The sequence below is a fragment of the Corynebacterium sp. HMSC05H05 genome, assembly GCF_001807265.1.
Lineage (GTDB): Bacteria > Actinomycetota > Actinomycetes > Mycobacteriales > Mycobacteriaceae > Corynebacterium.
On the sequence record NZ_KV788386.1, the window covers coordinates 143,270 to 168,134 of the forward strand.

25 protein-coding genes are annotated in these 24,865 nt (G+C 68.0%); 5 read left to right on the forward strand and 20 right to left on the reverse strand.

Annotated elements, in window-relative coordinates:
• Positions 1-6: 6 nt before the first annotated feature.
• On the forward strand, positions 7-936 hold the full coding sequence (locus HMPREF3151_RS04785; protein ID WP_070473987.1) for a glucose-6-phosphate dehydrogenase assembly protein OpcA: 930 nt from the start codon (positions 7-9) through the stop codon (positions 934-936).
• A complete protein-coding gene (pgl, locus tag HMPREF3151_RS04790) occupies positions 926-1,609 on the forward strand; it encodes a 6-phosphogluconolactonase (protein ID WP_070473989.1) in 684 nt (227 codons plus the stop codon). Before HMPREF3151_RS04785 ends, pgl begins: the two co-directional genes overlap by 11 nt.
• A 12-nt stretch (positions 1,610-1,621) precedes the next feature.
• Here the strand turns inward: pgl and secG are convergent, their stop codons facing one another.
• The 18 genes from secG to HMPREF3151_RS04880 all read right to left on the reverse strand — a co-directional run bounded on the left by secG (position 1,622) and on the right by HMPREF3151_RS04880 (position 19,925).
• Positions 1,622-1,858 (reverse strand): preprotein translocase subunit SecG, encoded by a 237-nt coding sequence (secG, locus tag HMPREF3151_RS04795; RefSeq protein ID WP_070473991.1) that lies wholly within the window; start codon positions 1,856-1,858, stop codon positions 1,622-1,624.
• A gap of 81 nt (positions 1,859-1,939) precedes the next feature.
• The gene (gene tpiA, locus HMPREF3151_RS04800; protein ID WP_070473993.1) at positions 1,940-2,713 is read right to left on the reverse strand and encodes a triose-phosphate isomerase; all 774 of its coding nucleotides are present in this window, start codon (positions 2,711-2,713) and stop codon (positions 1,940-1,942) included.
• 14 nt (positions 2,714-2,727) lie between these two features.
• On the reverse strand, positions 2,728-3,939 hold the full coding sequence (gene pgk / locus HMPREF3151_RS04805) for a phosphoglycerate kinase (protein ID WP_070473995.1): 1,212 nt from the start codon (positions 3,937-3,939) through the stop codon (positions 2,728-2,730).
• 91 nt (positions 3,940-4,030) lie between these two features.
• Entirely contained in the window at positions 4,031-5,041 is a 1,011-nt protein-coding gene (gene gap, locus HMPREF3151_RS04810; protein ID WP_070473997.1) for a type I glyceraldehyde-3-phosphate dehydrogenase, read from the reverse strand.
• A 239-nt stretch (positions 5,042-5,280) separates the two neighbouring features.
• The gene (gene whiA, locus HMPREF3151_RS04815; RefSeq protein ID WP_070473999.1) at positions 5,281-6,249 is read right to left on the reverse strand and encodes a DNA-binding protein WhiA; all 969 of its coding nucleotides are present in this window, start codon (positions 6,247-6,249) and stop codon (positions 5,281-5,283) included.
• A 50-nt stretch (positions 6,250-6,299) separates the two neighbouring features.
• The gene (gene yvcK, locus HMPREF3151_RS04820) at positions 6,300-7,265 is read right to left on the reverse strand and encodes a gluconeogenesis factor YvcK family protein (protein ID WP_070474001.1); all 966 of its coding nucleotides are present in this window, start codon (positions 7,263-7,265) and stop codon (positions 6,300-6,302) included.
• 34 nt (positions 7,266-7,299) lie between these two features.
• On the reverse strand, positions 7,300-8,220 hold the full coding sequence (rapZ, locus tag HMPREF3151_RS04825) for an RNase adapter RapZ (RefSeq protein WP_070474003.1): 921 nt from the start codon (positions 8,218-8,220) through the stop codon (positions 7,300-7,302).
• Positions 8,221-8,265: 45 nt separating this feature from the next.
• Positions 8,266-10,326, reverse strand: a complete 2,061-nt coding sequence (gene uvrC, locus HMPREF3151_RS04830) for an excinuclease ABC subunit UvrC (protein ID WP_070474005.1) — start codon at positions 10,324-10,326, stop codon at positions 8,266-8,268.
• Positions 10,327-10,329: 3 nt separating this feature from the next.
• Positions 10,330-10,872 (reverse strand): PH domain-containing protein, encoded by a 543-nt coding sequence (locus HMPREF3151_RS04835; RefSeq protein ID WP_070474007.1) that lies wholly within the window; start codon positions 10,870-10,872, stop codon positions 10,330-10,332.
• Between the two features lie 77 nt (positions 10,873-10,949).
• Positions 10,950-11,435: a 6,7-dimethyl-8-ribityllumazine synthase gene (ribH, locus tag HMPREF3151_RS04840; RefSeq protein WP_371335880.1), complete on the reverse strand. Its 486-nt coding sequence runs from the start codon at positions 11,433-11,435 to the stop codon at positions 10,950-10,952.
• A 22-nt stretch (positions 11,436-11,457) separates the two neighbouring features.
• On the reverse strand, positions 11,458-12,723 hold the full coding sequence (locus tag HMPREF3151_RS04845) for a bifunctional 3,4-dihydroxy-2-butanone-4-phosphate synthase/GTP cyclohydrolase II (RefSeq protein ID WP_070474062.1): 1,266 nt from the start codon (positions 12,721-12,723) through the stop codon (positions 11,458-11,460).
• A gap of 11 nt (positions 12,724-12,734) precedes the next feature.
• Positions 12,735-13,322 carry a riboflavin synthase gene (locus HMPREF3151_RS04850; protein ID WP_070474011.1) on the reverse strand — a complete coding sequence of 196 codons (588 nt, stop codon included), beginning with the start codon at positions 13,320-13,322 and terminating at the stop codon, positions 12,735-12,737.
• Positions 13,303-14,301, reverse strand: coding sequence for a bifunctional diaminohydroxyphosphoribosylaminopyrimidine deaminase/5-amino-6-(5-phosphoribosylamino)uracil reductase RibD (gene ribD, locus HMPREF3151_RS04855; RefSeq protein ID WP_246815202.1), 999 nt, complete (start codon positions 14,299-14,301; stop codon positions 13,303-13,305). Before ribD ends, HMPREF3151_RS04850 begins: the two co-directional genes overlap by 20 nt.
• Complete coding sequence (gene rpe, locus HMPREF3151_RS04860) at positions 14,298-14,960, reverse strand: ribulose-phosphate 3-epimerase (RefSeq protein WP_070474013.1); 663 nt, start codon at positions 14,958-14,960, stop codon at positions 14,298-14,300. Before rpe ends, ribD begins: the two co-directional genes overlap by 4 nt.
• A gap of 5 nt (positions 14,961-14,965) precedes the next feature.
• The gene (locus tag HMPREF3151_RS04865) at positions 14,966-16,444 is read right to left on the reverse strand and encodes an RsmB/NOP family class I SAM-dependent RNA methyltransferase (protein WP_070474015.1); all 1,479 of its coding nucleotides are present in this window, start codon (positions 16,442-16,444) and stop codon (positions 14,966-14,968) included.
• Complete coding sequence (gene fmt, locus HMPREF3151_RS04870) at positions 16,441-17,370, reverse strand: methionyl-tRNA formyltransferase (protein ID WP_070474017.1); 930 nt, start codon at positions 17,368-17,370, stop codon at positions 16,441-16,443. Before fmt ends, HMPREF3151_RS04865 begins: the two co-directional genes overlap by 4 nt.
• A 13-nt stretch (positions 17,371-17,383) precedes the next feature.
• Positions 17,384-17,875, reverse strand: a complete 492-nt coding sequence (gene def / locus HMPREF3151_RS04875; protein ID WP_070474019.1) for a peptide deformylase — start codon at positions 17,873-17,875, stop codon at positions 17,384-17,386.
• A 40-nt stretch (positions 17,876-17,915) separates the two neighbouring features.
• A complete protein-coding gene (locus HMPREF3151_RS04880; RefSeq protein ID WP_070474021.1) occupies positions 17,916-19,925 on the reverse strand; it encodes a primosomal protein N' in 2,010 nt (669 codons plus the stop codon).
• A gap of 135 nt (positions 19,926-20,060) precedes the next feature.
• Here HMPREF3151_RS04880 and HMPREF3151_RS04885 point away from each other — a divergent pair, with 135 nt between their 5' ends.
• Genes HMPREF3151_RS04885 through HMPREF3151_RS04895 form a run of 3 tightly spaced genes read left to right on the forward strand, consistent with a single transcriptional unit; the run spans position 20,061 to position 22,291 of the window.
• Positions 20,061-21,044, forward strand: a complete 984-nt coding sequence (locus HMPREF3151_RS04885) for a polysaccharide deacetylase family protein (protein ID WP_083290189.1) — start codon at positions 20,061-20,063, stop codon at positions 21,042-21,044.
• Positions 21,045-21,061: 17 nt separating this feature from the next.
• Positions 21,062-21,421: a hypothetical protein gene (locus tag HMPREF3151_RS04890; protein ID WP_141741325.1), complete on the forward strand. Its 360-nt coding sequence runs from the start codon at positions 21,062-21,064 to the stop codon at positions 21,419-21,421.
• 3 nt (positions 21,422-21,424) lie between these two features.
• A complete protein-coding gene (locus HMPREF3151_RS04895) occupies positions 21,425-22,291 on the forward strand; it encodes a hypothetical protein (protein ID WP_070474026.1) in 867 nt (288 codons plus the stop codon).
• On the opposite strand, the gene metK is transcribed toward HMPREF3151_RS04895, so the two are convergent.
• Both metK and coaBC read right to left on the reverse strand, forming a co-directional pair.
• Entirely contained in the window at positions 22,288-23,505 is a 1,218-nt protein-coding gene (gene metK, locus HMPREF3151_RS04900; protein WP_070474028.1) for a methionine adenosyltransferase, read from the reverse strand. The genes HMPREF3151_RS04895 and metK overlap by 4 nt on opposite strands.
• A gap of 141 nt (positions 23,506-23,646) precedes the next feature.
• Entirely contained in the window at positions 23,647-24,852 is a 1,206-nt protein-coding gene (gene coaBC / locus HMPREF3151_RS04905) for a bifunctional phosphopantothenoylcysteine decarboxylase/phosphopantothenate--cysteine ligase CoaBC (RefSeq protein ID WP_070474030.1), read from the reverse strand.
• Between the last annotated feature and the right edge of the window lie 13 nt (positions 24,853-24,865).

Below are 24,865 nucleotides of genomic sequence, written 5' to 3' on the forward strand. Positions count from 1 at the left end.
TCGAGCATGATCACCGAACTGCCGGATACCACCACCAAGGCCATCGCCGCCGAGCTCGCCCACGCCCGCGAGCGGCACTCCCTGGCCACCGGGCGCGTGCTCACCCTGCTGGTGGCCATCGATGACTCGCGTGACGACAGCATCGACGCCACACTTGCGACCCTGCGCGACGCCTCTTTCGAGCATCCCGCCCGCGTGCTGGTGCTCATCTCCGGCGACCCGGAAGCCGAAACCCGCCTCGACGCGCAGGTGCTGGTGGCCACCGACGCCGGCGCCTCCGAGGTCGTGGTCATGCGCCTCTACGGCGAGCTGACCGGCCACATGGGCGCGGTGGTCACCCCGCTGCTGCTGCCGGACACCCCCGTGGTGGCATGCTGGCCGCAAAAGGCCCCGAAGCACCCCGCGGGCACGCAGCTGGGCCGGATCGCGCAGCGCCGCATCACGAACTTGCGCCGCGGCACGAACGGCGTGACCCTTGGTGAACTCACAGAGGGCTACGAACACGGCGATTCGGACATGATGTGGTCGCGGATCACCCCGTGGCGCGGCATCGTCGCCTCCGCCCTGGACCGCCACCCCGGTGCCCGCGTCCACAGCGCCGAGATCGCGGGCGCGGCCGGGGACCCGAGCGTCGATCTCGCAGCGGGCTGGCTCGCCTCCAGCCTGGGCGTGGACGTGACCCGCTGCGAAGGCGAGGCGGCCAGCGACTTCCCCATCGCCCGCCTGGTGCTGCACTGCGACGGCGGCGACGTGGAGGTTGCGGTCCAGGACCGCCACACCGTGCGCATCTCCGCGCCCGGCCACGCCGATTCTTTCGTGGCCATGGGCGAGCGCACCGAAGCGGAGAGCCTCGCCGAGGACCTGCGCCACCTCGGCCCCGACACCACCTACGAGCGCGCGCTGCGCGGACTTCAAGGAGTACACAATGAGCTTTAACGATCTTGCATCGCTTCTCGACGCCGCGACCTCCCGGTTCACCACCCTCATGTCCGACATCCACGGCGAGGGCCGCACCGCACGCGTGGTGCTCACCGGCGGCACCGCCGGCATCGCCCTGCTGGAGCGCCTGGCCGACGAGGACATCGACTGGTCGCGCGTGGAGGTCTTCTTCGGAGACGAGCGCAACGTGCCCGCGGACCACCCCGACTCCAACGAGGGCCAGGCCCGCACGGCGCTGCTGTCCAAGGTGGGCATCCCGGAGGAGAACATCTACGGATACGGCCTCGACGGCGGCCCGATGGACGCCGCGGTGGAGCGCTACCGCGAGCTCGTCGGCGACGGCGGCTTCGACCTGCACCTACTGGGCATGGGCGGCGAGGGCCACATCAACTCCCTGTTCCCCCACACCGACGCGGTGCGCGAACGCGACGCGATGGTGGTGGCGGTGACGGATTCACCGAAGCCGCCGGCCGAGCGCGCCACCCTGACCCTGCCGGCGGTGCAGTCCGCCGACCGGGTGTGGCTGCTGGTCTCCGGCGCCGAGAAGGCGGAGGCTGCGAGCCACGCCTCCGACGGTGCCGAGGCAGCCGACGACTGGCCGGTCGCCGGCGCTATCGGGCGCAAAGAAACGGTCCTGTTCGCCACGAAGGACGCAACAGGACCGTTCTAGTTCAGCGGGCGTTTAGACCGCGTAGGTCTGAATCAGATTCAGGCCGATGATGCAGAGGATCCAGATCAGGGCCAGCAGCACGGTGACGCGGTCGAGGTTCTTCTCCACCGTGGTCGAACCGGACAGGTTGGCCTGGACGCCGCCGCCGAACAGGCTGGACAGGCCGCCGCCCTTACCCTTGTGGAGCAGGACGAAGACGGTCATGAGGATCGCGGCGATCACCAGCACAATCTCAAGGGCTAAAGCCATGTGTGCGACACCTTTCAAAATGGGCGATGGTGCAAACTCCCGATGAGCTTACACCACCGCTAAGACAATCCCGGCAGCGACTTACATCACCGCGTTGGCGGCTGCCGCGGCGAGCCTGGCAAAGTCCTGCCCGTCCAGGGAGGCGCCGCCGACCAGGCCGCCGTCGACGTCCGGCTGCGAGATGATCTCGGCCACCGTGTCGGCCTTGACGGAGCCGCCGTAGAGGATGCGGATCGCGTCGGCGACGGAGTCGTCGCTAAGCTCGCGCACGAGCTCGCGGATGCCGTGGCAGACCTCCTGGGCATCCTCCGCCGAGGCGACCTTGCCGGTGCCGATCGCCCAGACCGGCTCGTAGGCGATGACCGCCTTGGACAGGTCGACGCCCGCGAGCGACTCGCGCGCCTGCTGGACCACGTAAGAGACGTGCTCCCCCGCCTCACGCACCTCGAGCGGCTCGCCCACGCAGACGATCGGGGCGATGCCGTGCTCGATGGCCTTGGCAGCTTTCGCCGCGACCTGCTCGTTGGTCTCGCCGTGGTACTCGCGGCGCTCCGAGTGGCCGACGACCACCCAGGAGCACCCCAGCTTCTCCAGCATGGACGCGGAGATGTCGCCGGTGTAGGCGCCGTTGTCGTGCTCGGAGACATCCTGGGCGCCGTAGGTGATCTTGAGCTTGTCGCCCTCCACCAGGGTCTGGATGGAACGCAGGTCCGTGAACGGGACCGTCAGCGCGATGTCGACGTACTCGTAGCCGTCTTTCGGAAACGCGAAGGCGAGCTTCTGGGCGCTCTGGATGGCCTCGAGGTGGTCGTGGTTCATCTTCCAGTTGCCCGCGATAAGTGGCGTGCGTGCCATGGGTAGCAAACCTCCTAGTTCAGAACGGAAACGCCCGGCAGTTCCTTGCCCTCGATGAGTTCGAGGGAGGCGCCGCCGCCGGTGGAGATGTGGGAAAAGCCGTCCTCGTCAAGACCGAGGGTGCGCACCGACGCCGCGGAGTCGCCGCCGCCGACCACGGTGAAGGAGCCGTTCTCCTTCGTCGCCGCGATCATTGCCTCGGCGACGGCCTTGGTGCCGTCGGCGAAGTTCGGGAACTCGAACACGCCCATCGGTCCGTTCCAGAACACCGTCTTGGAGTCCTTGATGGCCTCGGCGTAGTTCTCGGCGGTCTCCGGTCCGATGTCCAGGCCCATCCAGCCCTCCGGGATCTCGTCCAGGCCGACGATCTTCTTCTCGGTGTCCTTGTCAAACTCCGCACCAGCGGCGACGTCCACCGGCAGCAGCAGCTTGTCGCCGAAGCGCTCGATGAGCTCCTTGCAGGTATCCACCATGTCCTCTTGCAGCAGCGACTTCTGCACGTTGTGGCCCTGGGCGGCGAGGAAGGTGTAGCACATGCCGCCGCCGATGATGATCTTGTCGGCCTTTTCCGCCAGCGCCTCAATCACGCCGAGCTTATCGGAGACCTTGGAGCCGCCCAGCACCACCACGTACGGGTGCTCCGGGTTGTCTTTCACGGAAGACAGGGTCTCAACCTCCTTGTCCACGAGGTAGCCCGCGTAAGCCGGGAGCTTCTTAGCCACGTCAAAGACGGAGGCCTGCGCGCGGTGCACAACGCCGAAGCCGTCGGATACGAACGCGCCGTCGTCGGCGGCCAAGGCGGCGAGTTCCTCGGCAAACGCGGCGCGCTCCGCCTCGTCCTTGGAGGTCTCGCGCGCGTCGAAGCGGACGTTCTCGAGCAGGAGGATCTCACCCTCGGTCAGGCCATTAGCGCGCTCGTGAGCGTCCTCGCCGGAGACGTCGCCGGCCAGCGGGACAAACTGACCCAGGCGCTCAGACAGCGCCTCCGCCACCGGGGCGAGGGAGAACTTCGGGTTGACCTCGCCCTTCGGCCGGCCCAGGTGCGCCATGACGATCACCTTGGCGCCGCCGTCAAGCAGCGCCTTCAGGGTGGGCAGCGAGGCGTCGATGCGGCCGGCATCGGTGATGTTGCCGTCGTCGTCCAGGGGCACGTTGAAGTCGGACCGGACCAGGACGTGGCGGCCGTCCACGCCTTCGTCGAGAAGCTGCTGCAGGTTCTTGGTCATAGGTATCTCCTTTGCTCTGTGAACACTCACCATCGTATGAAAAACGGGCCCGCCGTGCCGGAAGGCACCACGGACCCGCAACCAATGCTCTTTAGAGTTTGTCCGCCACGAACTTGGTCAGGCGGATGTACTGGGCGGTGTAGGACCACTCGTTGTCGTACCAGGAGATGATCTTGACCAGGTTGCCGTCAATCACACGGGTCATGCCGGCATCGAAGATCGCGCCGTGCGGGTTGCCGATGATGTCGGAGGAGACGATCGGGTCCTCGGTGTACTTCAGCGCCTGGCCGAACTCGGGATCCTCGGCTGCCTTCTTCACTGCTGCGTTGAGTTCCTCAACGCTGGTCTCCTTGGACAGGGTGACGGTCAGGTCGGTGGCAGAGCCGGTGATGGTGGGCACGCGCATCGCGAAGCCGTCGAGCTTGCCGTCCAGGTTCGGCAGCACCAGGCCGACGGCCTTGGCGGCGCCGGTGGTGGTGGGCACGATGTTCTGGGCTGCGGCGCGGGCGCGGCGCCGGTCCTTGTGCGGCGCGTCCTGGAGGCGCTGGTCGCCGGTGTAGGCGTGGATGGTGGTCATCAGGCCGTGCTCGATGCCGAAGGCCTCGTCGAGGACCTTCGCCACCGGTGCAAGCGAGTTGGTGGTGCAGGATGCGGCGGAGATGACGTCCTCGGAGCCGGTGTAGTCGGTGTGGTTGACACCCCAGACGTAGGTGCCGTCGACCTCCTTGCCCGGGGCGGAGATGATGACCTTCTTCGCGCCGGCGTCGATGTGCGCCTTCGCCTCCGGGCCCTTGCGGAACACGCCGGTGCACTCGAGCACGATGTCCACGTCGACGTCACCCCAGGCGAGGTTGGCCGGGTCCTTCTCCGCGGAGACCTCGATGCGGCGGCCGTCAATGGTGATGGAGTTGTCGTCGTGCTCGATGTCGTGGTTGAACTGGCCGTATGCGGTGTCGTACTTCATCAGGTGGGCCAGGGTCTCGTTGTCGGTGAGATCGTTGATCTTCACCACTTCGAGTTCGCCCTTGTATTCGTCCTCGATGATGCGCAGCGCTGCGCGGCCGATGCGTCCAAAACCGTTGATGCCAATGCGGGTAGTCACTGTCCACACTCCTCGTGCTCGTGGTCTGTCGGTCCACCCCCGAGTGTAGAGAGCAGCGCTCCTACCTGCAGAGAGCTTTGTGCTTATCGACGAAACCAGGGGTAGCAACCGCAATCAGCACCCGCCCTGAATGTTGGTTTACGCCCGGTTTCCCGCTCTAGGGGGAGTAAAACTCTCCACTTCCACCCCCGGTAGCGACAGCGGGGCACTCACTGTGAAGTGCGTCACCCCCACTGGATTTAGGTGGTCGGGCTTCCGTGGGTGTCCTCCACGCCCAGCTCGGCGGCCCGTTTATCTGCGAGCGAAAGCAGGCGCCGGATGCGTCCGGCCACCGCGTCCTTGGTCATCTGCGGGTCCGCCAGGCGCCCCAGCTCCTCCAGGGAGGCGTGGCGGTGCTCGACGCGCAGGAAACCAGCTTCGGCGAGGTGCTCGGGGACATCGTCGCCGAGGATCTCCATGGCACGCTCCACGCGTGCGGCTGCGGCAGCCGCGGCCTGGGCCGAGCGGCGGGTGTTCGCGTCGTCAAACGTGGCGAGCCTGCTGTTCGCCTTCGCTTTGACGGCACGGGATTCGCGTTTGGTGTCCCATTCGATGCGGGTGGCCGGCGCCCCCATGCGGCTGAGCAGGATGCCGATAGCCTCCCCGTCGCGCAGGGTCACCCGCTCGATGCCGCGGGTCTCTCGGGTCTTGGCGGTCAGCCCCATGCGGCGGGCGAGCCCCACGAGCGCCAGCGCCGCCTCCTGCCCCGGGCACGCGACCTCGAGGGTGGCGGTCCGGCCGGGCTCGGCCAATCGCCCGCGGGCCAGGAACGCCCCGCGCCAGGCGGCCTCCACCCACGACATGTCGCCGGAGATGATCTGGCGCGGCATCCCCACCACCGGGTGCCCGGAGGCGGTGACCAGCTTCAGCCGGCGGATCACGTCGGCGGCACCGTCGTCGACGCGGACCTCGTAGCGGGTTTCGCGGTTGCCCGAAGAAGGCGAAAGAAGTTCCACCCGCGCCTCAACTGCGCACAGGTCTGTCAACGTGCCGGCCAACCGGCGGGCGACAGCTTCCTCCTCGAAGTCGGCCACGATCGATACCCCGTGCTCGGACGGTTGGAACTCGCCGCCGAACCGGATCAGCGCGGTCGCCTCCGCGGCGCGCACCTCTAGCCCGCCGCCGGTGGCGCGCAGGAGTTCGTCCTTGACCTTGGCCGTGAGCGCCACCGGCGCCTCCCCTCGTTTACGTGTGTTGGAGCTTCGAATCGACCAGCATTCTAGCGTGCCGGCCGAAGGGCTCTGAGGGCAGCTGCCAATTGCTCGGGGTCGTGCCGGTTGAGCGGGCTGCCGGCGGCGTCCATTTCGCGCAAGGGGGCGAAGACTACCTCGGCATCGAGCCGGGAGGCAGCCCGCGCGATGTTGTCTCGTTCGCCATCGGAGGTTGCGGTGCGCTCGTCGGCCAGGAAGTAGTCCACGTGCAACTGCGGGGCGTGCTGGGAGAAGACATGGATGTGCCGCTCAGTGGTGAACCCGTGGGTCTCCCCCGCTTCCGGCGAGAGGTTCAGGATCACCACGACGGTCGCCGAGGTTTCGTTCAGCGCCTGCGCGATGTCGGGCACGAGAATGTGCGGGATCACCGAGGAGAACCATGAGCCGGGGCCGATGGTCACCACGTCGGCGTCCATAATCGCCTGCACCGCCGCTTCGCTCGCGGCCGGCTGCGCCGGGGTCAGGCGCACGCGCCGCACCGCTCCGGGGGTGGTGGCCACCGCTACCTGGCCGCGCACGGAGCGCAGCACGCGCGGGTCGTCGTCGAGCCCTGCCACGTCCGCCTCGATGTCCAGCGGCTGCGGGCACACCGGGATCACGCGGCCGGCGGAGCCGGTCCAGGCGGCCACCTGGTCCAGGGCCGCCTGGGTGTCTCCGAGGCGCTCTGCCAACCCCGTGATCAACAAGTTGCCCAGCGCATGTCCCGCCATCGCGCCGTGTCCGCCGAAGCGGTGCTGCAGTGTATCGCGCCACTGCACGCCGTCCTCGCCGTCGGCGGTGAGAGCCGCGAGCGCCATGCGCAGATCGCCCGGCGGGACGATCTCCATTTCGCGGCGCAGACGGCCGGAGGAACCGCCGTCGTCCGCCACTGTGACCACGGCGTTGATCGTGGACGCGCCGGCTTGACGCGCGGCGGTGAGCGTCTGGTACAGGCCGTGCCCTCCCCCGAGGCAGGTGAACGACGTATGGCTCAATTGTCCCTTCTTTCTGATGGCCTAACCGGCTCGCTTAGTGGCGCTCAAGATCGCGGTGGATCACATTGACATCCACCTGCCCCTGCTGGCGCAGACGCTTTCCGACGGCCTCCGCCACCGCCACCGAGCGGTGGTGCCCGCCCGTGCAGCCGATGCCGACGGTGATGAAGTCCTTGCCCTCGTGGCGGTAGCCGCCCAGGGTGCTGGAGAGCAGGTCGACGAAGTTGTCCACGTACTCGCGGGCACCGTCCTGGTTCAGCACATAGTCTGAAACCGCTTGGTCCACGCCGCGGAACTCCCGGAGCTCCTCCACCCAGTACGGGTTTGGCAGGAAACGAACGTCAAGCACGATATCAGCGTCGCGCGGAGAGCCGTGCTTGAACCCGAAGGATTCGATGGTGACGTGCTGGCGGCCCATCGGTAGCTCGCCGACGGAAGCCTCCACCGCGCGGCGGAGATCGTGCACCGACAGGTTGGACGTGTCGATGATGACGTCCGCGGAGGCACGCAGGTCCTCCATCTCCTCGCGCTCGTGCTCGATGCCGGACTGCAGGGTGCCGTCTCCCTGCAGCGGGTGGGTGCGCCGCACCGAATCGAAGCGGCGGATCAGCACGTCGTCGCGCGCATCCAAAAACAGCACGAACGGCTGGTGGCCGCGGTCCCGAATCGCCGCGATGGTGTCCATGAGCGAGCCGTTGAACCTCGCCGCCCGGATGTCGGTGACCACCGCGAGGCGCTCCACCGGCGAATCGTCCGCGGCGGCCAGATCCACCAGCTCCAGAATCAGCTGCGGCGGCAGGTTTTGGGAGACGAAAAAGCCCTTGTCCTCGAAGACTTTCGCTGCCGTGGACAGACCGCCGCCGGACAGGCCAGTGATGATCACGGGCCGCATCGGGGTCGCGGAATTCTCCTGGGGCAAAGCGTGTGCAGAGGATGTCGTGGGCATAGGGATCATCCTAGACAAGCCGGGGGCGGAGTGCCGTCGATTAGCAGCACGCTTTTACTGGTGCAGGTGCTGGTAGATGTTCTCCGCGAGCTTCGGCCCGACCCCTCTGACCTGCTGGATCTCCTCCACTGAGGCCTCCTTGATCTTCTTCACGGAGCCGAAGTGCTTGACCAGGTCCGTGCGGCGGGCAGGCCCAAGCCCCGGCACCGCGTCCAGTGCCGAGGCGCGCATCCGTTTGGAGCGCTGCTGGCGGTGGTACGTGATGGCGAATCGGTGTGCCTCGTCGCGGATCTGCTGCAGCAGGTACATGCCCTCGGAGTTGCGGGGCAGGATGATCGGTTCATCGTCGTCCGGCACCCAGACCTCCTCCAGGCGCTTGGCCAGTCCGATGAGCTGCACGTCCACGATGCCCAGGTCGTCGAAGACTGCCTGTGCGGCGGTGACCTGGGGCTTGCCGCCGTCAACGATGAACAGCTGCGGCGGGTAGGCGAAACGCTTCGCGCCGGTGGATTCGTCCGCCTCGTCTGCGAAGGTCTGCTCCTCCGCAACCTCGTCGGGGTTGGCCAGCTTGTCCTCGTTGTAGCGCTTAAAGCGGCGCTGCGTCACCTCGGCGATGGAGCCGACATCGTCGGAGCGGCCGTCGCCGGCGGCTTCCTTGATGCGGTAGCGGCGGTAGTCGTTCTTCTTGGGCAGGCCGTCCTCGAACACGACCAGCGACGCCACCACGTCGGTGCCCTGGATGTGGGAAATGTCGGTGCACTCGATGCGCAGCGGCGCCTCGTCCATCCCGAGGGCGTCCTGGATGTCCTGCAGCGCCTGGGAGCGGGCGGTCAGGTCGCCGACGCGCTTGAGCTTGTGCTGGTGCAGCGCCTCGGAGGCGTTTTTGTGCACCGTCTCCATCAGTGCGCGCTTGTCGCCGCGCTGCGGCACGCGGATCTCCACCGGGCCGCCGCGCAGCTCCGCGAGCAACTCGGTGACCTCCGGCAGCTCCGCCGGCAGGGTCTCCACCAGGATCTCGCGCGGCACCGGCATCGGTGTCTCCGCCTTGGCGCGGGACTCCTGGTCCACGCCGCGGCGGCGCACCTTCTGCGCCTCAATCGTGCGGTCTTCCTCCTGCTCCTGGCGCACCCGCTCGACCGCATCCGAGTAGTACTGCACCAGGAAGTTCTGCATCAGCGTGGGCAGGGTGGGGTCGGCCTGGCCCTCCTCCAGACGCTCGGCGGCGCCGGGTTCGTCGCCGGTCTTTTCCACCACCCAGCCGCGCTGTGCCCGGATGCGCCCGTCGCGGACGTTGAAGATCTGTACCGCCGCCTCCAATTCGTCGGTGTCGAAGGCGATGATGTCGGCATCGGTGTCTTGCCCCAGGACCACCGTTTGGCGCTCCATGACCTTGTTCACGGCACCCAGGTCGTCGCGAAGCCTGGCGGCCTTCTCAAACTCCAGGTTCTCTGATGCCTCCTGCATCTGGGCGGTGATGCCGCGCACGAGCTGGTCGGTGCGGCCCGACATGAAGCCCAAAAATCCCTGCACGATCTCGTCGTAGTCGGCCTCGTCCACGCGCCCCACGCACGGGGCGGCGCACTTGTCGATGTAGCCGAGCAAGCACGGCCGCCCCAGCGACTCGTGCCGGTTAAACACCCCGTTAGAACAGGTGCGGATCGGAAACACGCGTGTGAGCAGGTCAAGGGTTTCGCGCACCGCCCACGCGTGGGAGTAGGGACCAAAGTAGCGCACACCCTTGCGCTTCGGCCCGCGGTAGAAAAACGCGCGCGGGTAGCGCTCCCTCACGCTCACCGCGAGCATGGGGTACGTCTTGTCGTCGCGGTACATGACGTTGAACCACGGGTCGAAGCGCTTGATCCACGTGTACTCCAGCTGCAGCGCCTCCACCTCGGAGGCCACCACAGTCCACTCCACGGACGCGCCTGTGTAGACCATCTGGCGGGTGCGCGGGTGCAGCGTGTTCGGCGGCTGGAAGTAGTTGTTCAGGCGTGCGCGCAGGTTCTTCGCCTTGCCCACGTAGATGACGCGGCCGTCGCGGTCGCGGAACTTGTACACCCCGGGGTCGGTCGGGATGGTGCCCGGCGCCGGGCGGTAGCTTTGCGGGTCCGCCAACGCTTAATCCTGCGGCATGTACTTGGCTTCGAGCGCGCGGAACTCTTCCACGGCCTTCAAGGCGTGCTCCTTGTCGCCGGACTGGATCGCCCACAGGGGCACGTACTCGAACTCCGGCAGCTCCAGGCGCGCCATGCGGGAGCCTTTGGGAAAGCTCAGCCCGTAGATCACGGCCCACGGGTAGAAACGGGTGCCGATGATGTTGCGCACCTGCACGCCGTCCTCGTTCGCGCGCACCCGCGGGCGGGTCAGCGCGATCCAGGACAGCACGGAGATGATCAGGCCGACTCCGATGAATGCGAACTTGTCCAGGTTGGTGATGGCCACGCCGGTGAATTCCGCGTCCACGGCCCAGAACATAAACACGTGCACCGCCATGACCAGCACAATCCAGCCCACGGCGACCTTGCGCAGAAACTTCGAGGTCAGCTCGAGTTCCCAGGGTTTCGTGGTGGTGGTGGCGTGCGGGTCGAGCGCATTGAGGTAGGCAATCTCGTCCCGGTCCGAAAGTCCCGCGGTTTGGTGCTGCTTTGCCTGTTCAGCCACTGCCTTACTCCTTACAAGCGCTCGAGCTTTGCTGCGTGTCGACGTCCCAAAGGCCGCCCCACGCCCTCCGGGCTACCTTAACCCTTCAACGGCAGAGCGCGAACTTTGCGCAGCTCCGCGGCAGTGCCGGCGGCGGCGCGCATGGCCTCGGCGCCCTTGTCTTCCTTGGCGTCCTCGCCGCCGGCGCGCTCGTAGGCCTGGTCTTCGTCGTCCACGGTGAGCACGCCGTTGCCCACCGGGGTCTGCTCGTCCAGTGCCACGCGGGTCAACCCGGCGGTCACGGAGTCGCACACGTACTGGAAATGCGCTGTTTCGCCGCGGATGACGCAGCCGAGGGCCACCACGGCGTCGTAACGCTCGGCGCAAGCTTGCACCACCACCGGCAGCTCGAGTGCGCCTGCGACGGCGTACTCCTCCACCTTGACGCCGAGCTCCCGTGCCTCATCCCGCGCGCCGGCGCGCAGCAGGTCGACGATCTTGTCGTTCCAGCGGGTGTAAACCACGGCGATGGTCATACCCTCCGCCTGTATGGAATAGTCCTCGGGTGCTCCGCTCGATGCCACTTCCAGCTCCTTTTGAGTCCGTCTAGATTCCGTACCCCGGATGGGCGTGGAGCCATTCGGCCACACCGGGAAGGTCATGGCCCATCCGGTCGCGCTTGGTGCGCAGGTACTCGATGTTGTCGTGCGTGGGAACGATCTCGATCCTACTGCGGCGCGCCACCGCAGGGCCGTAACCCGCCAGCGCGTCGGACTTGTCCGGATTGTTGGTGAGCAGCTCGAAGCTGTCCACCCCCAGATCCGCCAGGATCTGCCCGGCCGCGGAGTACTCCCGCGCGTCCGCGGGCAGGCCTTGCTCCAGGTTGGCATCAACGGTGTCCAGGCCCGCGTCCTGCAGCCGGTAGGCCTGCAGCTTCGCCATCAGCCCGATGCCGCGGCCCTCGTGCCCGCGCAGGTAGACCACCACGCCGCGTCCGGCTGCCTGGATGCGCCGCATGGATTCGCGCAGCTGCGGACCGCAGTCGCAGCGCGTGGAGCCGAACACGTCGCCGGTGAGGCACTCGGAGTGCACCCTCACCAGCACATCGTTTGCTTCCCGCAGCTTGTCGACGCCTCCGGCAACCAACGCCACATGCTCCACCCCGGAAACAGTGTCGCGGTAACCCACCGCGGTGAACTCGCCGTACTCGGTGGGTAGGGTCGCCGCGGTGACCCGCTCGACGGTGCGCTCGTGGTGGCGACGGTATTCGGCCAGCTGCTCGATGGAGATCATGGGCAACCCGTGCGCGTCGGCAAAACGGCGCAGCTCGTCGAAACGCGCCATGTCGGTCGGGTCATCCTCGGAGACGATCTCGCACAGCGCGCCCACCGGGGCTTTGCCTGCGAGCCGTGCCAGGTCCACAGCCGCCTCCGTGTGCCCGGGCCGTTCCAGCACTCCGCCGACCTTGGCGCGCAGGGGCACCACGTGGCCGGGGCGGGTAAACGATGAGGCGGTGGCGGATCCACTGGCAAGCAGGGCGATCGTCGTCGCGCGCGAGCGGGCGGAGATGCCGGTCGTGCCGGTGGCCGCGTCCACGGTGACGGCGTACGCGGTGCCGTGCAGGTCTTGGTTGTTGGCCACCATCGGCGGTAGCTCGAGCGCGGTGGCGCGCTCATCCGGCATGGACACGCAGATGTAGCCGGAGGTGTGGCGCACCATGAACGCGACCAGCTCCGGGGTGGAGTCCTCGGCGGCGAAGATGAGGTCGCCCTCGTTCTCGCGGTCCTCGCTGTCCACCACAACAACGGCCTTGCCAGCGCGGATGGCGTCGATGGCCTCCTCGACCGTATTCAAGGAGTTTGGGGAAGTCATACCGTCCAAGCCTATCCCTGCACCATCTTCTCAACGTATTTGGCCACGATGTCTACCTCCAGGTTCACCGGGTCGCCGGGTGCGAGCGCGCCGGCGGTGGTCTCGCGCAGCGTGGTGGGGATCAGAGAGACATCGAAGTAACCCTCGCCCACCGCCGAGACGGTCAACGACGTGCCGTTCACCGCGATCGAGCCCTTCTCCACCACGTAGCGGTCCAGCTGCTGAGGAAGTGTGAAGCGCACGACCTCCCAGTGCTCTGACGGGGTGCGCGAGACCACCTCGGCAACCCCGTCGACGTGTCCCTGGACGATGTGGCCGCCCATGCGCTGGCCTGCGGCGAGAGCGCGCTCCAGGTTCACCTCGGAGCCTGCTTCATACGTCCCGAGCCGGGAGCGGTCCAAGGTTTCGCGCATCACGTCCGCGGTGAAGGTGCCGTTCGCGTTGTCCACCACTGTCAGGCACACCCCGTCGACGGCGATCGAGTCGCCGGGCGCGGCATCGCCGGTGACTTTGGGGGCGCGCACGGCGATCCGGACGGCGTCGTCGAGCAGCTTCAGCTCCTCCACCACGCCGATTTCCTCAACGAGTCCCGTAAACATCTCTCTCCATTTCTATGAAAACGTCGCCTCCCACCGGACGCACGAACGTGGTGCGGAAGCGGCGGGCGTCGGCGATGGTGCCTGCGATCGCGCGGTCCAGCACCCCGCGGCCCGCGCCGAGCAGCGCGGGCGCGATGTAGGCCTGCACCGCGTCGACCAGGTCCTGCTCAAGAAAACTCGCGGCGAGTGTCGCACCGCCTTCGACCAGCACGTCGCGCGCGCCGGTTGCCCACAGCGCTCCAAGCGCCTCCTCTGGCGTGGCGTACTGCTCGAAGCCTAAGCGGGTGAGGTTGCCCTCAGGGACCTCCCGGGCGCCGATAACTACGCGCCGCGGCTGGTGCCCGCGCAGCGTGCCGTCGGGGAAACGCGCGGTCAGCGACGGGTCGTCGGCGATCGCGGTGCCGGTGCCGACGATGATGGCGTCGATCTTCCCGCGGTCCTCGTGCACCAGCTCGCGGGCTTCCTCGCCCGTGATCCACTTGCTCGTGCCATCTTCCGCGGCGGTGAAGCCGTCGAGCGTGGAGGCGAACTTCAGCGTCACGCTCGGGCGGTGGTGGCGCACCGAGCGCAGCCACGGCTGCAGCGCGGCCACTCGCACCGGCTGGAAGTCCACCTCGACGCCGTGGGCGCGCAGGTACTCCGCCCCTCCGGCGGCCGCGTCGTTGGGGTCGGCGGTGAAGTACACCACGCGTGTGATCCCCGCCTCCACCAGCGCCTGCGAGCAGGGGCCGGTGCGGCCGGTGTGGTTGCACGGCTCGAGGGTCACCACGGCAGTCGCGCCCCGGGCGCGCTCCCCTGCTTCTCGCAGGGCGTTGACCTCCGCGTGGGGCCCACCCGCGGGTGAGGTTGCGCCGGTGGCGATGAGCGCACCGGAGGCGCTGACAAGCGCGCAGCCCACCGGCGGGTTCGGCGAGGTCGTGCCCCGGACGGATTCGCCCGCCTCGATCGCGGCGGAGATAGCTCCCAGCTCCTCCGTCACCCTCGCTTCGCCTCGCGGGCGAGTTCACGCAGGCGCTCCACCGCCTCGGCCGGGTTGTCGGCGCCGAAGACTGCGGAACCTGCCACGAACGCGTCCACGCCGGCCTCCGCGGCCTGCGCGATGGTGGCGTTCGCGATGCCGCCGTCGATGCCGATGATGGTGTCCAGGCCTGCCTCCGCGATGCGGTCGCGCAGCACCATCACCTTGCTCAAGACCTCCGGCATGAACTTCTGGCCGCCAAAACCCGGCTCCACGCTCATGACCATGACCTGGTCGAAATGCTCCAGGTCGTCCAGGTACGGCTCGATCGCGGTGCCGGGCTTGATGGCAAAGCCGGACTGCACGCCCAGCTCGCGGCACTGCTTCGCGGCCGCCACGTGGTCGTCGGTGGCCTCGACGTGGAACACCAGGCGGTCGCCGCCGGCTTGCACGTAGGTTTCGAACCAGCGCTCCGGCTCCTCGATCATCAGGTGCATGTCCAGGAACTGCTCGGTCACCCCGTTGACCGCCTTGGTCACGTCCGGGCCGAAAGACAGGTTGGGCACGAAGTGGCCGTCCATGATGTCCACGTGAATCAGGTCCGCGTTGGGCACCTTGCGCACGTCCTCGCCGAGCGCGGCGTAGTTCGCGGCCAGAATTGATGGGGCGATCTGAATCATGGGTCCTACCCTAGCTTTTTGCGCAGCACCGCGAAGAACATTGCGTCGGTGCCGTGGCGGTGCGGCCACATCTGCACGCTCGGCCCCGCGCCCACGTTCTCCATGCCGGCGGCCCACTCGCGGGCGTCGAGCTCCTCAACATCGCCTTTCGCCAATTGCTTCTCGACGATCCTCCGGGTCTCCCGCACATCCGGCGAGCACGTGGAGTAGACCACCACCCCACCCGGCTTGGCCAGGTTTACTGCGGATTGGAGCAGCTCTTCCTGCAGCTGGTTCAGCTCCGCGATGTCGCCTTCGGACTTCGTCCACCGCGCCTCCGGGCGCCGCCGCAGCGCGCCGAGGCCGGAGCAGGGCGCGTCGACGAGGATGCGGTCGTAGCCGGGTTCGAGTTTGGGGTCGCGCCCGTCCGCGGTGTGGACCGTCACCGGCAGGCCGCGCACCGTCTTCGAGATGAGCTCCGCGCGGTGGGGGCTGACTTCGACGGCGTCGACCGCGGCGGCGTCGATAGCCGCGATGGCCCCGATGAGCGCGGCCTTGCCGCCGGGACCCGCGCACAGGTCAAGCCAACGGCCTTGATCCTGCTCGACGGGGACCTCGGTGACGGCGCGGGCGATGATCTGCGAGCCCTCGTCCTGCACCGCGGCAAGACCCTCGCGCACCGGCTCGAGCTGGCCCGGATCCCCCTCCGGCAGGTATACCGCGTACGGCGAGTACGTGCCCTGCTCGCCGCCGGTGGTAAGCGCGAGTTCTTCCGCGGAGATCTCGCCGGGGCGCGCCACCAGGTGCACGACCGGGCGGGCCGAGTCCGCCTCGAGTGCGGCTTCGAGCTCGTCGCGCTTGTCGCCGAGCGCCTCCGCGAAGGAGCGCGCGATCCATTCCGGGTGGGCGTGGGTGAAGGCCAGCGTGCCCAGTTCGTTGTCCGGGGCGAGGGTGGGCAGCCACTCGTCGGCAGGCGTGCGGCCGATCGAGCGCAGCACGCCGTTGGCGAAGCCCTTCGCTTTCTCCTGACCCGCAGCCTCGACCAGCCGCACCGAGGTGTCCACCGCGGCGTGGTCGCCCACCCGGGTGTAGAGCAGCTGGTAGGCGCCCAGGCGAAGTGCTGCGAGCACCTCGGGCGCGATGCGCTCGAGCTCGCGCGAGGAATTCTTCGCGATCACAGCGTCGAGCACCCCGAGGCTGCGCAGCGTGCCGTAGGCCAGCTCGGTGGCGAACGCGGCGTCGCGTCCGGTGATCTTCCGCTCGCGCAGGATGCCGGGCAGTGTGAGGTTGGCAAACGCGCCGTCGCGGGAGACGCGCAACACCACCTCAAAGGCCGCCTCGCGCGCCGGGTCGCCGATGCTGGCCGGCCGGCCCTTCACCGTGTAGCGCTGGCGCCCTCCGCCTTGTTTGCGGGGCTGCTGCTGTGCATTGCGCCCCTGCTGCCGGTTGCGGGCGGGCGTATCCTTGCGCCGCCCCGCGGAGCGCGACCTGAATCCTCCGCTCACTCGAACACCACTCCTTCTTTCGCTTCGGGGTGAAGTCCGCGGGCCCAGTCCGCGGCGTTCATCATCTTCTTGCCCGGCGGCTGGATCGTGCCCAGACGCACGTCCCCGTCGGCGGTGCCAACAAGCACCTCGTTTTTGCCAAACGCTGCCACGCCCGGGGCCAGCGCGCCCGAACCCGTCGGGGTGACCGGGCCGAGCTTGAAGCGGTCGTCCCCGCGCATCGTCCACGCACCCGGCGCCGGGGTGTGGGCGCGGATGCCGCGGTCGATGACGGCGGCCGGCTGGTTCCAGTCCACCCGGGCGTCCGCCGGGGCAATCTTGTGGGCGTAGGTGCCCTCCTCCGGCTGCGCCGTCGGTGCCGCGGTGCCGGCCTCGAGCGCATCCATGGTCTCAACCAGCAGTTCAGCACCCGCGTAGGCGAGGCGCTCCAGCAGCTCGCCGCTGGTTTCTGCCTCACCGATCTCGGTTTCCAGCGTGTTCAGGATGTCGCCGGTGTCCAGACCCTCGTTGATGCGGAAGGTGGTCGCTCCGGTGACCGCGTCGCCGGCTGCGATCGCCGCCTGCACCGGTGCCGCCCCGCGCCACTTGGGCAGCAGCGAGAAGTGCAGGTTCACCCAGCCGTGTGTGGGTATGTCCAGCATGTCGGCCGGGATGAGGTTGCCGTAGGCCACCACCGGAATCGCGTCCGGGGCCAGCTCCCTCAGCTGGTCCCGGATGGCGTCGTCGCGCGTGAGGCTCTCCGGGGTGAGCACCTCAATACCGTGCTCGACCGCGAGCGCCTTGACTGGCGACGGGTGCAGCGTGCGCCCACGGCCGCGGCGCGCATCCGGGCGGGTAAGCACCGCGACGACCTCGTGGTCGGACGCGATGAGCCGCTCAAGTGCCGCGGCGGCAGGTTCGGGGGTGCCGGCGAATACGAGTCGCATACAAACGTTCTCCTTAACTCCAGTCGGCGGCCCGGATCGCCGCCATCGCTTCCTTGCGCTGCTCCGGTGCCATCCTGCGCATGAACATCACGCCGTCCAAGTGGTCCGCCTCGTGCTGGATGCAGCGGGCCAAAAGCCCGGTGCCGCGCAGCGTGAGCGGGCGGCCGAAGCAGTCCTGGCCGCGGGCCACCACCGTCTTGTGGCGGGTGACCTCCCCGCGCACGTCCGGCACAGAGAGGCAGCCCTCGACACCGGTCTGCATCTCCTCGCCCAGCGGCTCCCACACGGGGTTGATGATGTGCCCGCGCATGCCCTGGCAGTCAAAGACGAAGATCCGGCGCGCAAGCCCGATCTGGTTGGCGGCCAAACCCACCCCGCCGGCGTGGTCCATGGTCTCCAGCATGTCGGCGACCAGCCGCTCTAAGGCGGCGTCGAAAACTGCGACCTCTGCTGCAGCGGTGTTGAGCACTGGGTCGCCGAACAGGCGGATGTCGCGAATAGCCATGGGGTGCAAGTGTAGTGGCACGCCCGGTCGCGCGACCCAGCTAGCCGATGTCCACCGGATTGACTTGGATGCGCAGCGGCAGATCCTGCTTCGCCGTCGTCCACGCCACCGCGCCGGCCCGCAACGTCTTTCCCAGCGCGGTCCGCCCGGCAAGCGGGGTGCGCACCAGCATCCGCTGCGCAGGCCCGAGCGCTTCCCGGTTCCACTCGCCCGGCAGCCGCACCCCGGGCGGCAGGTCCACCGGGCCGAGCAGCTCGGCGTGTTCCGGCAGCTCGGTGCGGGCGAAGAATTCGTCTAACCCGTCGCGCGGGGCGTCCACCACCGCCACGTGCACCGCCGGCGGGAAGCGGGCCTCGCGCCTCAAAGAAAGCTCAAGGGCCGCGAATCCGGGCGCGTCCCAGCGGATCAGGTGCTGCACCACGGGCAGGGAGGGCTCGGCGACCACGACGACTTCCCCGCCGGCACTGTGCGGCTGCACCAGCGTGGCCGCCCCCATCCACTTGGCAAAGGTGTCCTCCACAGCGCGCAGGTCCGGCCGCTGCATCAGCGCCCAGGCGTCCAGGAGCACCGCCGCACCGTAACCGCCCTCAACGTGCGGCTCCGCGCCAGGCGTGGCCACCACCAGCGCCGGGCCCGCCGGCACCTGCGCACGCACGTTGTCCCCGCCGGAAGTGATCACCTTGTACTTGGCAAACGCTCGGCCGAGCTCTTCAGCCGTGCGCTCCGTGCCCAGCACCACCGCGCGTAGCCTGCGCGAGCCGCACGCCGGGCACACGTGCGCGGGGTCCATCCGCCCGCACCACCGGCACGTCGGCGCCGCCGCCTCGCCGCCTGAGGGCAGGCCGAGCGGCCCATTGCACCACCTGCAGCGCGCCGGCGTGCGGCACTGCCCGCACGCCAGCGACTGGATGTAGCCGGTGCGCGGCACCTGGAACAGCACAGGCGCCCCGCCCTCCAATGCCTTCGCTGCCGCCTGGAACGCCGACGACGGCAGCCGGGCCTGCTTCGCGCGCGGGTCGCGCTCCATCTCATAGTCCGAATCCCCCGCCGCGTGAATGTAGGGCGAGCGGGTGCGCAGGCTCTGTCGCGGGGCGACCAGCTCGTGCATCCATCCGGACTCCACCAGCAGCTGTGCCTCGGCCGTACGGGCGTGCCCGCCGATTATCAGCGAGCATCCCTCATGCGCCGAACGCGTGGTCAGCACCTCACGCGCGTGCACGTACGGCGCGCGCGGATCCACCAAGTTGTCGTCGCCGTCGAACATCAACGCCGCAAAGCGCAGGTTGTGCACCGGGGCGAACGCCGCCGAGCGCGTGCCCACCACGATTCGGCCCTGCCCGTGCAGCACCGACAGGTAGCGCGAGTACCGCGCTTGCGGGCCCTGCGAGGCAGTCAGCGTGGTCACCTGCCGCGCGCCGACGATCTCCTTCAGCGCCGCCTCGCACGCGTCCACGTCCTTCTGGTCCGGCACCACGATCAGCGCGCCCGCTCCGTCCAGCGCCACCTTTGCCGCCAGCGACGCAAGTGCGGCGGCCCAGTCGTCCCCCGGCGCCACCTGCCACGCAGCCCGCGCAATCTTGCCGGCCACCACCGCGTCCACGAAAGACTCGCCGAAGGTGTACGCAGTCCACGCCGACAAGTCCGGCTCACCGGCCTCCCCCAGCTCCTCCCACGGCGTGGAATTGTCTGTCTCCTCCGCCTTCGCGTGGCGCGCCGGGATGGCGGAGCGGTAGATATCGGATCGCACGCCTGCGTAACGGTCCGCCAGCGCGTCGATAAGCTCCCGCGTCTTCGCGGGCGCCACAACCTCCGGCGAGATGACGCGCTCGATGAAGCGCAGCGACCCCTCGTGCCTCGATACCGAGGCGCGTTCGAGCACCACGGCATCCACGAGCCGGCCCGCGAAGCGCACCCGCACCCGCACCCCGGGCTGCGCCGCGTCCGCATCCTGTGAAGGCACCAAGTAGTCGAAGGGCCTGTCCAGGTGCGCCAGCCCGAGCATGGGCAACACTCGCGCGACGGGGGCTTCGGCGGCGGGCGTGTCAGACATGACCCCGGATTCTAAACCACCGCCCGACACTGCCATTGAGCGCAATCGCCCCAATCCCCAGTTTCAGACCCCAATGGAGTACTAATAAGACTGAAAGTTTTCCCCTTACGCGCGTTTGAAAGACCCCGCTGCCCCATGAAACGCCTGCTCGTAGCAGCCACTTCCGTTACACTCCTCGCCGCCGCAGCACTCACGCCAGCGCCTGCCACCGCGGAGCCCGTCAAAGTGACGCAATTGGCGCGGTTAGGAGACGCGAAGATCATTCCCGGCCACTCCTTCGGCCCCGTCCTGGCGCAGGGGGCAGGTTTGCCTATCGACGGCAGCTCCGCCTTCATCACCGGTTCCTCCGACCGCGCCCGCAGCGCCGCGGAAGACGGCTGGCGGCGCGCCTTCGACGGCCTCCCGGCACAGGTCAAGCAGGCCGTGCCTCCGCACCTGCGCCCGCCGGAACCCGCGACACCCGCCGAGGTGACCACGGCACCCGCAGCAGAGCCGTCACCCTCGCCGGTGCTGCCCAAGTGCTACAACTGCGTCGCCATCACCTACGACGACGGCCCGGTGCCAGGCAGCACCGAGCGCCTGCTGGACATTCTCAAGCGAAAGGGCGTGCACGCCACCTTCTTCGTGGTTGGCCGAAACGCCAACGCCCACCCGCAGATCCTGCGGCGGATCCGCGACGAGGGCCACACCATCGGCAACCACTCCTTTTCCCACCCGGACCTGGCCCGCCAGTCCGACGGCACCATCGCCGCCCAGTTGGACGACACGGACACCGTGCTGAAGAAGCAGGCCGGCCTCGACCCGCACTGGATGCGCCCGCCCTACGGCTCCCACGACCCGCGCGTGGCGTCCGCCGCCGGCACCCGCGGCATGGCGCTGGCCGTGTGGGATGTGGATACCGCCGACTGGCAGCACCGCAACCCCGCCACCACCTGCAAGCGTGCGGTGGACGGCGCCCGTGCAGGCTCCATCATCCTCATGCACGACATCCACGAACCCACCGTCGACGCGGCGGAGTGCGTCATCGACGGTCTGCGCGCCAAGGGGCTCAATCCCGTCGGCCTGGACGAAATGATCGCCCACCCCGAGGCGGGTCACGTCTACACCCGCGCGGATTAGTTCCTATACTCCTGCCCGTGACTGAACAGCAAGACAACGACAGCCGCCAAGGGTGGGTCAAAGCCATCCCGTATGCCATGTTCGCTGCCTACGCCCTCGGGCCCTTGCTGCTCATCCCGTTGGTGGGCAACCCGTGGGTCATGGTCGGGTTCATTGTCGCGGTGGCCATCATCGCCGGGCTTATCGACGGCATCGCGTTCCGCCCCAACTGGTCCCTCCCGCTGCTCACCGGTGTGGGCTTTTGGATTGCCAAGGCCCTGTACTTCAACGACGGCACGTTCATCTATTCCATCGCCGTGACGCTGATCTGCGCGGCGGCAATGTGGGTGGGGGCGTTGGTGGGCGGCAGCTCGTCGAGAAGCAAGGCGGAGGCCTAGCCGATGGAAACCTGGAGCCTGAACCACCCCGAGTACGGCCTGATCGAGGTCAGCGTCGGTTTCGACCGCGACTTCGCCGCCGAGGATTCCAGCTGGCCCGGCGACGAGGCGGACAAGGCGGGCACCCTGGCAACGGCGGAGAATTCTTTCAAAGAGCGGATCACACTGTGGTCGATGAACCCCACCGAGCGCATGGAGGTGCGCGTCGACGGCGAGGTGCAGCACCGCTACAACGACGTTGCAAGCGCCCGGCTGCCGCTGTTCGGCGACGGCCCCGCAAACGAGTTGGAAGCACCGGTGGGGCTTGGCACCAACCGCAAGAAGCCGCACCTGAAACTGCGGGTGAGCAGCTTGGATGAGCTGCTCAGCGTGGAGTTTCGCGAAGGCGACACGGTGGTGGAGTTCGACCCGCCCGCCGGCTCCCGCGGCGCGCACCGGCGCGAAACCATGGAGTCCAGCGAGCTCAAGCGCACCCTTATCCCAATGGCGGAAGGGCTGGGCAAGGGCGGCTGGGCGCTCGCGGTGCTTGTGCTCGGCCCGATCATTTCTCGGTTCATCAGCTGGCTGCTTGGGTTCGTACCCGACTGGGACCTGCCCGACCTGCCTGACATCCAGCTGCCGCACATGGACCTGCCGGTGCCGTCGCTGCCAGATTTCAACCTGCCGCTGCCAGACATCGACCTGCCGGAGCTCAACCTTCCGGAGGTGCCCGAGTGGGCGCTGTGGCTGCTCGAGTACTCGAAGATTTGGGTGCCGGTTCTCATCGGCATCGTCGTCGGAGTGGTCGCGCTGCGCAACCACCGGCGTTCCGAGCAAGAAAAAGCCGCCTGGCAGGAACACCAGGCGGACAAGACGCCGGAGACGGACTAGACGCCGGCGGCGGCCTTCAAGTCGTCGACCTTGTCGGTGCGCTCCCACGGCACGTCGATGTCCGTGCGGCCGAAGTGGCCGTACGCGGCGGTTTGCGCGTAGATCGGGCGCTTGAGGTCCAGCTCGCGGATGATCGCCTCAGGGCGCAGGTCGAAGACCTTCTCCACCGCCTGCTGAATGCTCTCGTCTGTCTGGCCCTCCGTGGCGGTGCCGAACGTCTCCACGTACAGCCCCACCGGGTTCGCGCGGCCGATGGCGTAGGCCACCTGCACCTCGACGCGCTCCGCCAGGCCCGCGGCGACGATGTTCTTGGCCACCCAGCGCATCGCGTACGCGCCGGAGCGGTCCACCTTTGAGGGGTCCTTGCCGGAAAACGCGCCGCCGCCGTGACGGGCCATGCCACCGTAGGTGTCCACGATGATCTTGCGGCCGGTCAGGCCGGCGTCGCTCATGGGGCCGCCTTGGATGAAGGACCCGGACGGGTTGACCAGCACCTTGGTGTCCTTACGGTAGTAACGCTGAAGGTCCGCGTCCTTGAGCACCCAGTTGATCACGTGCTCGCGAAGCGCAGCCTCCAGCGTCTTGCCGGTGAAGTCCGGGTCGTGCTGGGTGGAGATGACGATGGTGTCGATGAACGCCGGGGTCTGCCCGTCGTAGGCGAAGGTCACCTGCGTCTTGCCGTCCGGGCGCAGACCTTCCACAATGCCCTCGTGGCGCACCTGGGACAGGCGGCGCGCCAGATGGTGCGCCGTAGAAATCGGCAGCGGCATGTACTCCGGGGTCTCGTTGGTGGCGTAGCCGAACATCAGGCCCTGGTCGCCCGCGCCGGTCTGGTCGTCCTCGCCGGTCGAGGTGTTCTCGCGGACCTCCTGCGAGGTCACCACGGAATCGTGGATCTCCGCGGATTGGTCGCCGATGGCGATGTTCACGCCGCAGCTGCGGCCGTCGAAGCCGACCTCGGAAGAGTCGAATCCAATCTCCACCAGCTTTTCGCGCACGATCCGCGCGATGTTGGAATAGGCGGAGGTCCGCACCTCGCCCACGACGTGTACCTGGCCTGTTGTGGCGAGGGTCTCCACAGCCACCTTCGCGTCCGGATCCTGGGCCAGCATGTCGTCCAAGATCGAGTCCGAGATCGCATCGCAGATTTTGTCGGGGTGGCCCTCAGTGACCGATTCGCTTGTGAACAAGCGGAAGTACGTATCAGTGGACAAAGCAGTCTTTCCTTTGCATCTGGGCGGAGGGGTTATGTTCCGGCGCGCCTGCTGGGTGGCTCAGCTCTGTGCAGGCTGAAACGGAATCGGCACGTCGTTAAGTCATGCCAACGATAGACCAAGCTGTCTAAATGTGCAATGTCACTGCGAGAGGCGCTCAATCGCGTCCCAAATCCGGGCAGCGACCTCGTGCTTGGTGCCGTCCGGGATCTCCTCCTCGCGGCCGTCGGCGCTGAGCAGCCAGCCCCGGTTACGCGCCTGCCCAAAGACGCCGCCGCCCGCCACGGAGTTGAGCATGAGCATGTCCGCGCCCTTGCGCTTGAGCTTCGCGCGGCCGTTTTCCAGTTCGTTGTCCGTCTCAGCGGCGAAACCGATGATGGTCGCGGCGGTCTGACCCGCCTTGCGCATCTCCACCAGGCCCTTGAGGATGTCCGGATTCTCGGTGAGACGGATCGTGGACAACGCGTCGTCCGCCTGCCCCTTCTTCAGCTTCGTGTCCGCTTCCGCTTCTGGACGGAAATCCGCCACCGCGGCCGCCATAATCACCACGTCAGCGTCCGGCGCGCGATCCGCCATCGCCTGCTGCATCTCGCGGGTGGAGCCGACCTCTATCACCTCCGCGCCCGACGGCGGTTGAAGCTCGTCGGTCGCCCCCGCCACGATGGTCACCTTCGCTCCGCGTTGCGCGGCGATGTCGCCGAGGGCGTAGCCCTGCTTGCCGGAAGAGCGGTTGCCGATGTAACGCACCGGGTCAATGTTCTCCTGGGTGCCGCCGGCGCTGATGAGCACTCGTTTGCCCGCAAGTGTTGGGGCGAATGCTTTCGTGCGCACCACGGTGCGGGCGAGCTGGGCGATCACGTCCGGCTCCGGCAGGCGCCCGGGACCGGTGTCTGTGCCGGTGAGTCGCCCGTGCGCGGGCTCGAGCACCGTTAGTCCGCGCTCGCGTAGCGTAGCGACGTTCGACTGCGTGGCCGGGTTGAGCCACATCTCCGTGTGCATCGCGGGTGCCAGCACCACCGGGCAGGTGGCGACGAGGATGGTGGAGGTGAGCAGGTCGTCCGCCCGTCCGGCAGACACCCGGGCCATAAGGTCCGCGGTCGCGGGCGCGACGACAATCAGGTCTGCCTCCTGCCCCACCCGCACGTGCTGTACCTCGTCCACGCGGGTGAACACGCCGGTGTCCACCGGGTTGCCGCTGAGCGCTTCAAACGTCGCTGCGCCGACGAAGTTCAACGCGTTTTCTGTTGGAATGACGCGCACCTCGTCCCCAGCCTCCTTGAAGTTGCGGACGAGGTGGCACGCCTTGTACGCGGCAATTCCTCCAGAGACTCCAACAACGATACGCAGCGGGTGGGACGGG

What these genes read in the sequence shown, in the direction of transcription:
- HMPREF3151_RS04785 (WP_070473987.1), top strand. Translation starts at nt 7, where the DNA reads ATGATCACCGAACTGCCGGATACCACCACCAAGGCCATCGCCGCCGAG.
- pgl (WP_070473989.1), top strand. Translation starts at nt 926, where the DNA reads ATGAGCTTTAACGATCTTGCATCGCTTCTCGACGCCGCGACCTCCCGG.
- secG (WP_070473991.1), bottom strand. Translation starts at nt 1,858, where the DNA reads ATGGCTTTAGCCCTTGAGATTGTGCTGGTGATCGCCGCGATCCTCATG.
- tpiA (WP_070473993.1), bottom strand. Translation starts at nt 2,713, where the DNA reads ATGGCACGCACGCCACTTATCGCGGGCAACTGGAAGATGAACCACGAC.
- pgk (WP_070473995.1), bottom strand. Translation starts at nt 3,939, where the DNA reads ATGACCAAGAACCTGCAGCAGCTTCTCGACGAAGGCGTGGACGGCCGC.
- rapZ (WP_070474003.1), bottom strand. Translation starts at nt 8,220, where the DNA reads ATGATCCCTATGCCCACGACATCCTCTGCACACGCTTTGCCCCAGGAG.
- HMPREF3151_RS04845 (WP_070474062.1), bottom strand. Translation starts at nt 12,723, where the DNA reads ATGACTTCCCCAAACTCCTTGAATACGGTCGAGGAGGCCATCGACGCC.
- HMPREF3151_RS04850 (WP_070474011.1), bottom strand. Translation starts at nt 13,322, where the DNA reads ATGTTTACGGGACTCGTTGAGGAAATCGGCGTGGTGGAGGAGCTGAAG.
- rpe (WP_070474013.1), bottom strand. Translation starts at nt 14,960, where the DNA reads ATGATTCAGATCGCCCCATCAATTCTGGCCGCGAACTACGCCGCGCTC.
- fmt (WP_070474017.1), bottom strand. Translation starts at nt 17,370, where the DNA reads ATGCGACTCGTATTCGCCGGCACCCCCGAACCTGCCGCCGCGGCACTT.
- def (WP_070474019.1), bottom strand. Translation starts at nt 17,875, where the DNA reads ATGGCTATTCGCGACATCCGCCTGTTCGGCGACCCAGTGCTCAACACC.
- HMPREF3151_RS04880 (WP_070474021.1), bottom strand. Translation starts at nt 19,925, where the DNA reads ATGTCTGACACGCCCGCCGCCGAAGCCCCCGTCGCGCGAGTGTTGCCC.
- HMPREF3151_RS04885 (WP_083290189.1), top strand. Translation starts at nt 20,061, where the DNA reads ATGAAACGCCTGCTCGTAGCAGCCACTTCCGTTACACTCCTCGCCGCC.
- HMPREF3151_RS04895 (WP_070474026.1), top strand. Translation starts at nt 21,425, where the DNA reads ATGGAAACCTGGAGCCTGAACCACCCCGAGTACGGCCTGATCGAGGTC.